2 protein-coding genes are annotated in these 1671 nt (G+C 47.5%); both read right to left on the bottom strand.

The window, feature by feature from the left end:
• Position 1: 1 nt before the first annotated feature.
• Positions 2-1033 (bottom strand): Smr/MutS family protein, encoded by a 1032-nt coding sequence (locus tag VM802_RS19630; RefSeq protein WP_325533679.1) that lies wholly within the window; start codon positions 1031-1033, stop codon positions 2-4.
• A 165-nt stretch (positions 1034-1198) separates the two neighbouring features.
• Positions 1199-1671, bottom strand: a 473-nt coding sequence (locus VM802_RS19625; protein WP_325533677.1) for a DoxX family protein, incomplete at its 5' end; no start/stop codon positions are given.

Raw genomic sequence — 1671 nt, 5'->3', positions numbered from 1 at the left:
CTTAGCCATATTTAGCGTGATATTGATTCACAAAGGAGGCTACTTCCGGCGTTTGCCGCAGGACGGTATGTATTTCTTCCCGCAGCTTTCCTTTGCCTACGCCATGGATTACCACCAAACTGTGCTGATGATGGCTGATGGCCAGTTCCAGGTAACGCTGGAAGGCGTTCAGCTGTATGGCCAGGATGGCGATGTTACTGAGTCCTTTCCAGTTTTTTTCCAGGGCTTCGATGTGCAGATCTACCTCGTATTTAGGCTCGAGTGTGGTTTCCGGCTGCAGCTGTATTTTGCTGAGCAGGCTTGCAAAATTGCCTGATCCGGCGATAGTGACGGGCTGCGCGCCTTTTTTCTTTGCTACAGTTTCTTCCTGTTTGGGAGGTTCAGGAGCTTTCTCCGGGAACTTTTCGAACAGCACATGCGTGAGCGTGGCTTCTTCCTTTGAGCGAAGCTCCTGCAACTGTACAAACATCTGTTTGGGCTTGATCTTCCAGCTGTATTTGGCGGAAGGCGCCAGGTTGCTTTGTGGTTCTTTCAGGAAAAATGTGAATTCAAACCTGGGGTTATCATTCAGTGATTCGAACATCAGGTCTGACAGGTAGAAATGATTATACGGCTGAATTTCGTTCTTTATTTCCAGGTCCATCTGGTTATTCAGCCAGATCTGGAAATAGAAGCGCATGGCATGCGGTGTGTCATTGAACAGATGAAACTTCATCAGTTTTACGGTTTCATCGTAGCCATCCATCTGGTATACGGGCAGTATAGACAGGAACATGCCCTTATCTGTCTTAAATACTTCGTACTTGCTTCTGTCTACTTTAATCTCATCGCCGGGAATGAGGCGGGGCTTCTCATTTACCAGTTTCTGCTGCCTGAAGCGATGAAAGTAGGGGAAATCGATCTGATCCAGGTACACCGGGAAGGTGGTGCCTTTCACTTCAATCATCACCATGTTATCGTTCACCAGGTCTATTACTGTTCCTTCTTCTTTAGAGCTCAACAGTAGTATCCTGTCGCCAATTTGATATTTCATAAATGCAATCTTCTGAACTGCAAAAGTAAAACTTTGACGCGGAATTGAAGCGGTGATATAAATGTTAGGGGAATATAAGATTGGGATAAATGCGGGGATACACGCTCCCCTCGCCATCGTACGGTGGTGTACTCACAGGCACGGCTGTATGAATCCGCCTTTACATTATTCTACATACTTATGCGGACGTTGTTTTTCGGGATGCCGTCTCATGTATTCGTCTACTGAAATCCTGCCACTGCCTTCGACGAGGAATATAATGAGCAGGAAAAGTACCAGGATAGACAGGCCCAGTACAGGGTATACGTTGAACAATCCTGTGCGCGAATGCACGAACAACACAGCACCCAGCAGTACGGGAATGTTAGCCAGTACGCCTACTCTGGTGAGCAGCCCCATGGCAATGAACAAACCGCCTACGGTGTGAGCGAATACGATGTAATGCGCGAGGAAGAACGACAAGGTGGTGAGCGCCGGATTTTCCTTGATAAGGGAGGTCAGGGCGTTAATGTTCTGCACAAACAGCACGCCTACCCACATCAGGAACAGTCCCAGCAAGATACGCACAGCGCTCAACCAATTAGGATGATGGGTATCACCCCAGTTTTCGACCTTTTGTAGCATGTTCATAAAACATT

The sequence above is a fragment of the Chitinophaga sp. genome (assembly GCF_035538455.1).
In the GTDB taxonomy this organism is placed as follows: domain Bacteria; phylum Bacteroidota; class Bacteroidia; order Chitinophagales; family Chitinophagaceae; genus Chitinophaga.
Note: the sequence above shows the minus strand (reverse complement) of the source record. Positions and strands in the feature narration are given on the sequence as shown.